This is a genomic window from Streptomyces boncukensis (genome assembly GCF_011045075.1).
GTDB classification, from domain to species: Bacteria; Actinomycetota; Actinomycetes; order Streptomycetales; family Streptomycetaceae; genus Streptomyces; species Streptomyces boncukensis.
In genome coordinates this window covers 1-7,185 of sequence record NZ_JAAKZZ010000384.1, presented here as the reverse complement: position 1 = coordinate 7,185, position 7,185 = coordinate 1, and the positions used below count along the sequence as shown (strand labels likewise).

The following is a 7,185-nucleotide window of genomic DNA, read 5'->3' as shown; positions in this document are numbered from 1 at the left end:
GGTTGTGGGCGGAGGAGAGTGGGATGACGGGGCGTCTGGGTGTGGTGGACCGGGCGCGGATGGCGCGTTCGGGTGTGGGTGCGCTCTCCAGTGAGCGGGCGTTGGGGCTGCTGGATGCGAGCCTGGCTCATGGGGGTCCGCATCTGCTGGCGATGGACCTGGACCCCCGCGCCCTCACCGCCCAGTCGGCCACCGGTGGTCCGCCGGCGCTCCTGCGGGCCCTCGCCGGGGAGGGCAGCACACGGCGGACCGCCGCTTCGGCACCCTCGCCCGCCGACTGGGGCCCCCGCCTGGCGGCCCTGTCCCGGGACCAGCAGCATCGCGTCCTGCTCGATCTGGTACGCGGCCACGCGGCCGCGGTCCTGGGGCACTCCGCCGCCGAGGCGATCCAGGCCGAGGCCCCGTTCAAGGAAATGGGCTTCGACTCGCTGACCGCGGTGGAACTGCGCAACCGGCTCTCCGCGGCCAGCGGACTGCGGCTGCCCGCCACGTTCGTCTTCCGCTATCCGTCCGCGGCGGCCGTCGCGGAGTATCTCCGCGAGAACCTCTGTCCGGCCGGGGCCGACCCCGCACAGCCCCTCTTCGCCGAGGTGGAGAAGCTCGAAAGCGCGCTGGCGCGGTTCGCCCCCGAAGGGGAGGTCCGCAGCAGGCTGGCGAAGCGCCTGGAGACCCTGGCGTGGCGGCTGGGCGACAGCGCTGCCGAGCCGGAGCAGGCCGTGGACAGCGACGCCCTGGAGTCCGCGTCGGACGACGAGTTGTTCGACCTTATTGACCGGGAAGTCCCTTCCTGATCGGGAGCGAGGAGTACATGTCCGGTACGGAGGAGAAGCTTCGCCAGTATCTGAAGCGGGTCACAGCGGATCTCGGGCAGACTCGTCAGCGTCTGCACGAGGCGGAGGACCGCAACCGGCAGCCCGTGGCCGTCGTCGCCGCGGCATGCCGCTACCCCGGCGGCGTCACCTGCCCCGAGGAGCTGTGGGACCTGGTCGACTCGGGCGGGGACGGCATCACCGGGTTCCCGGCCGACCGCGGCTGGGACCTGGAGGGGCTGTACGACCCGGACCCCGACCAGCCGTGGACCAGCTATGTACGGGACGGCGGATTCCTGCACGACGCCCACCAGTTCGATGCGGGCTTCTTCGGGATCAGCCCCCGCGAGGCGCTGTCGATGGATCCGCAGCAGCGGCTGCTGCTGGAGGTCTCCTGGGAGCTCTTCGAACGGGCGGGCATCGACCCCGCCTCGCTGAAGGGCAGCCCGACCGGCGTATACGCCGGGGTGTCCAGCCAGGACTACATGTCCCGGATGCCGAGGGTCCCCGAGGGCTTCGAGGGGTACGCGACCACGGGCACGCTGGCCAGCGTGGTGTCCGGCCGGGTCGCCTACTCCTTCGGCCTGGAGGGCCCGGCGGTGACGGTGGACACCGCCTGCTCCTCGTCCCTGGTGGCCATCCACCTGGCGGCTCAGGCGCTGCGGCAGGGCGACTGCTCCCTGGCGCTGGCGGGCGGAGTCACCGCACTCACCACCCCGACGGCCTTCGCGGAGTTCTCCCGGCAGCGCGGACTCGCCCCGGACGGCCGGTGCAAGTCCTTCGCGGCGTCCGCCGACGGCACCGGCTTCTCGGAAGGCGTCGGACTCGTGCTGCTGGAGCGGCTGTCCGAAGCGCAGCGCAACGGCCACCGGATCCTGGCCGTGGTCCGGGGCTCGGCCGTCACCCAGGACGGCGCCAGCAACGGCCTGACCGCCCCCAGCGACGCCTCGCAGGAGCGGGTGATCCAGCAGGCGCTCACGAACGCGCGGCTGCCCCCGGACCAGGTGGACGCGGTGGAGGCGCACGGGACGGGCACGACGCTGGGCGACCCGATCGAGGCGCAGGCGCTGCTGGCGACCTACGGCCGGGAGCGCCCGGCGGAGCGGCCGCTGTGGCTCGGTTCGGTGAAGTCGAACATCGGGCACACCCAGGCGGCGGCCGGGGTGGCGGGTGTGATCAAGATGGTGCAGGCGCTGCGTCACGGGACGCTTCCGGCCACCCTGCACATCGACGAGCCCTCCCCGCATGTCGACTGGGAGTCGGGAGCGGTGCGGCTGCTGACGGAGCCGGTGGCCTGGCCGCGCGGCGAGCGGCCCCGGCGGGCCGCGATCTCAGCGTTCGGCATCAGCGGCACCAACGCCCATCTCATCCTGGAGCAGGCCGAGGAGCCCGGGACCGAGGAGCCCGGAACCGAGCGGGCACCGGCCGAGCCGGTACCGGCCGAGGTGGACGGCGTGGTGCCGTGGGCGGTCTCCGGACGGACCGCGCAGGCGCTGCGGGCGCAGGCGTCGGCGCTGGTCGCGCGGCTGGCCCCGGAGCCCGAGCTCTCGGCCGCCGAGGTCGGCTGGTCACTGGCCACCACCCGCTCGGCTTTCGAGCACCGCGCGGTCGTGCTCGGCGAAGACCGCGACGAGCTGCTGGCGGGCATGAGGGCCCTGGCGGCCGGTGAGCCCCACCCGGGCGTCGTCAGCCCGGAGGCGCCCGCCGCCCCGGCTGCGGCCCCGGTGCTGGTCTTCCCGGGCCAGGGCGCGCAGTGGGCCGGCATGGGCGCCGAACTGCTGGATGCCTCACCGGCGTTCGCGGCCCGCGTCGCCGCCTGCGAGGAGGCGCTGGCCCCGCATGTGGACTGGTCCCTGGGCGAGGTGCTGCGCGGGGACGGCGCGGAGCTGTCCCGGGTGGACGTCGTCCAGCCGGTGCTGTGGGCGATGATGGTCTCCCTCGCGGCGGTCTGGGCCGAACACGGCGTGGTACCCGGCGCTGTGGTGGGCCACAGCCAGGGCGAGATCGCCGCCGCCTGCGTGGCGGGGGCCCTCTCGCTGGAGGACGGCGCTCGCGTCGTGGCCCTGCGCAGCCGGGCCCTGCGGCGCCTGGCCGGGGGCGGCGCGATGGCCTCCCTGGCGACGGACCGGGAACGCGCCGGGGAACTGGCGCAGCAGGCCGACGGGGTGGGGGTGGCGGCCGTCAACGGCCCGTCCTCCACCGTCGTCTCGGGGCCGCCGGAACAGGTGGCCGCGGTGGTGGCGGCCGCCGAGGCGGCGGGGCTGCGGGCGCGGATGATCGATGTGGACTACGCCTCCCACAGCGCCCAGGTCGACCAGATCGCCGAAGAGGTCACCGAGGCCCTCTCCGGGGTCGCGCCGGCGGCGTCGGACGTGGTGTTCTACTCCGCCGTCACCGCAGCGCCGCTGGAGGCCGCCTCGCTGGAGGGTGGCTACTGGCTCACCAACCTGCGCGAGCCCGTACGCTTCGAGGAGGCCGTCCGCTCCCTCCTCGACGACGGCTACCGCGTCTTCATCGAAGCCAGCAGCCACCCCGTGCTGACCGTCGGCATGCAGGAGACCTTCGAGCGGGCCGGTGTGGAGGCCGCCACCGTCCCCACCCTCCAGCGCGACCGGGGCGGTCAGACGCAACTGGTCCGCTCCCTCGCACAGGCGTTCACCGCCGGGGTCCGGGTCGACTGGACGAGCCTGCTCCCCGCCCGGCAGCCCGGCCAGGCGTTCGAGCTGCCCACGTACGCGTTCCAGCGCCGCCGCTACTGGGTGGCGCCCCCCGCCGTACGGCCCGGCAGCGGCGCGGACGGCCCCAACGGTCACCACGATCCCGCCGAGGCGCGGCTGTGGCAGGCCATCGAGGAGTCCGACGTCGAGGAGCTCACCGGCGTCCTGCACCTGGACCAGGACGGCCCGGACGTCGAACAGCTGCGGCCCGCCCTGCCGATCCTCTCGTCCTGGCGGCGGCGCCACCGCGAGCAGAGCGTCCTCGACTCCTGGCGGTACCGCGCCGACTGGGTCCCGCTGGACAGCGCGCCGGGCAGCGTGCCGGGCAGCGCACCGCTGGCGGGAACATGGCTGCTGGTCCTGCCCGCCGGATGGGACGGCCACCCCCTGGTGCAGAGCACGGCCGAGGGGCTGCGGGAGCAGGGCGCCGCCGTGCGGCTCTGCCCCGTCTCCACCGGCGCGGCCGACCGCCCGCTGCTGGCCGAGCAGTTCGCCGAACTGGCCGCCGACACCGATCCGGCGGGACTCCTCAGCCTGCTCGCGCTGGACGAGGCGCCGCTCCCGGACCACCCGGCGGTCCCGGCGGGGCTGACGGCGCTGACCGCGCTGGTCCAGGCGCTCGCCGACGCCGGTCTCGACGCGCCGCTGTGGTGTCTGACGCAGGGCGCGGTGGCGGTCTCCGCCACCGACCCCCTCACCAGCCCCGCACAGGCCCAGACCTGGGGCCTCGGCCGGGTCGCGGCCCTGGAACACCCCCGGCTCTGGGGCGGCCTCGTCGACCTGCCCGCCTCCCCCGACCACCGCACTCCCGCCCGGCTGGCCGCGCTACTGGCCACCGGACGGACGGAGGAGCGCGAGGACCAGGTCGCCATCCGCGCCTCCGGCACCCTGGCCCGCCGACTGCGCCGCGCCCCCGCCGGCAGCACCAACGGCAGCTCCCCCTGGCGGCCCGAGGGCACCACCCTCATCACCGGCGGCACCGGCGGGCTGGGCGGCCACCTGGCCCGCTGGCTCGCCGAGCAGGGGGCCCCGCATCTGCTGCTGGTCAGCCGCAGCGGCCCGGATGCGCCCGGCGCCGCGGCGCTGTCCCAGGAGATCGCCGCCCTGGGCAGCGAGGCGACCGTCGCCGCCTGCGACATCGCGGACCGCTCAGCGCTGGAACACCTCCTGGGCACCATCCCCGACGAGCGTCCGCTCACCGCCGTCATCCACGCGGCGGGCCTCCCGGAGAACTGCCCGTTCAGCGACATCGACCTCCCCCACCTGGAGGAGATCCTGCGCCCCAAGTCGCACGGGGCGGCCCAGCTGCACGAGCTGACCCGGGACCTCGATCTGAGCGCCTTCGTGCTGTTCTCCTCCGGCGCCGCCGCCTGGGGCAGCGGACTCCAGGGCTGCTACGCCGCCGCCAACGCCTACCTCGACGCCCTCGCCGAACACCGCCGCTCCCTCGGTCTCCCCGCCACCAGCCTGGCCTGGGGCCCCTGGGGCGACTCGGGCATGGCGTCCGACGAGGCCGCCCTCGCCTTCTTCGGCCGCCGCGGGCTCGCGCCGCTCGACCCCGGCCTCGCCGTCAAGTCCCTCCACCGCGCCCTCGACCACCACGACACGGCCGTCGCCGTCGCGGACATCGACTGGGAGAAGTTCCCCGCCGCCTTCACCACCCAGCGCCCCAGCCCGCTGATCTCCGAGCTGGCCGCGACGGGCGAGGCCGGCGCGGTCCAGGAGGCGACGGAGGGCGGCGCGCACCCGCTGCTCCAGCAGCTCGCCGACAGCGGACCCGCCCAGCAGCGGCTGATCCTGCTCCGGCACGTCCAGACCCATGTCGCCGCCGTGCTCGGCCACCCCGACCCCGACGCCATCCGGCCGGGCCGGCCGTTCCAGGAGCTGGGCTTCGACTCGCTCACCGCCGTGCAGCTGCGCAACCAGCTCGTGCACACCACCGGTCTCAGCCTCCCGCCGACCCTCGTCTTCGACCACCCCTCGCCCAACGCCCTCGCCGACCTGCTGCGCGGGAAGCTGCTCGACGAGACGGCCGCGACCGAGGGGCCCGTCCTGTCCGGGCTCGACACCTGGGACGCGTCCTGCGACCCCGCAGCGCTGGACGGTGCCGCCCGGCGGCGGGTCGCCCAGCGGCTGGAGCTGCTGCTGGCGAAGTGGAGCCCGGCGGACGACCAGGGCGAGCGCTCCGCGGCACACCGCGAACTCGAATCGGCGACGGCGGAGGACATCTTCCACCTCATCTCCGACGAGTTCGGAAAGTCGTGAACCCGGTGCTCCCGCCCCTCCGCGCCGCGCCAAGGAGTGTTGCCTGACATGTCGAACGAGGAAGACCTTCTCGACCACCTCAAATGGGTCACCGCCGAGCTGCGCCAGACCCGGCAGCGCCTGCGGGAAGCCGAGTCGGCCGCACCCGAGCCGATCGCGATCGTCGGCATGGCCTGCCGCTATCCCGGCGGCGTGCGCTCGCCCGAGGACCTGTGGCGGCTGGTGGACGAGGGCGGCGACGCCATCGCCGCCTTCCCCACGGACCGGGGCTGGGACACCGAGGCGCTCTACGATCCGGACCCCGACACGTTCGGCACGTCGTATGCGACCGAGGGCGGATTCTGCGACGGCGCCACAGAGTTCGACGCGGCGTTCTTCGACATCAGCCCGCGCGAGGCGACGGCGATGGACCCGCAGCAGCGGCTGCTGCTGGAGACCGCCTGGGAGGCGTTCGAACGGGCCGGGCTCAGCCGCGAAGCCCTGCGGCGCAGCGAGACCGGCGTGTTCGCCGGGGTGAGCTCACACGACTATCTGTCCTTCATCGGCGACATGACCGACGAGGTCGAGGGCTACGTCGGCACCGGCAACCTCGGCAGCGTCGCCTCGGGACGCGTCGCCTACGCCCTGGGCCTGGAGGGCCCGGCGGTGACGGTGGACACCGCGTGCTCCTCGTCGCTGACGGCCATGCATCTGGCGTGCCACTCGCTGCGCCAGCGCGAGTGCTCGCTGGCCCTGGCGGGCGGGGTGACGGTGATGGCCACACCGGGCGCGTTCATCGAGTTCTCGCGGCAGCGCGGAATAGCCCCGGACGGGCGGTGCAAGCCGTTCGCCTCGGCGGCGGACGGCACCGGCTGGGCCGAGGGCGCGGGGCTCGTCGTGCTGGAGCGCCTCACCGAAGCGCGGCGCAACGGCCACCGCGTACACGCCGTCATCCGTGGCTCAGCAATCAACCAGGACGGTACGAGCAACGGTCTGACGGCGCCGAACGGGCCCTCGCAGGAGCGGGTGATCCGCCAGGCGCTGGCGAACGCGCGGCTGTCGCCCGGCGAGGTGGACGCCGTCGAGGGGCACGGGACGGGTACGACGCTGGGCGACCCGATCGAGGCGCAGGCGCTGCTGGCCGTCTACGGCCGGGAGCGCCCGGCGGAGCGGCCGGTGTGGCTGGGGTCGGTGAAGTCGAACATCGGGCACACCCAGGGGGCCGCCGGGGTGGCGGGTGTGATCAAGATGGTGCAGGCGCTGCGGCACGGCGTCCTGCCCGCCACCCTGCACATCGACGAGCCCTCCCCGCATGTCGACTGGGAGTCGGGAGCGGTGCGGCTGCTGACGGAGCCGGTGGCCTGGCCGCGCGCCGAACGGCCCCGGCGGGCCGGGATCTCGGCGTTCGGCATCAG

Annotated in this window: 3 protein-coding genes; all 3 read left to right on the top strand. The window is 74.6% G+C overall.

Annotated features, from left to right (window positions below):
* The first annotated feature begins 23 nt into the window (after window positions 1-23).
* Entirely contained in the window at window positions 24-791 is a 768-nt protein-coding gene (locus G5C65_RS27405; protein ID WP_241266094.1) for an acyl carrier protein, read from the top strand.
* A 17-nt stretch (window positions 792-808) separates the two neighbouring features.
* Window positions 809-5,791, top strand: coding sequence for a type I polyketide synthase (locus G5C65_RS27400; RefSeq protein WP_165301676.1), 4,983 nt, complete (start codon window positions 809-811; stop codon window positions 5,789-5,791).
* Between the two features lie 48 nt (window positions 5,792-5,839).
* A partial coding sequence (locus G5C65_RS27395; RefSeq protein ID WP_206442335.1) for a type I polyketide synthase occupies window positions 5,840-7,185 on the top strand: 1,346 nt, incomplete at its 3' end.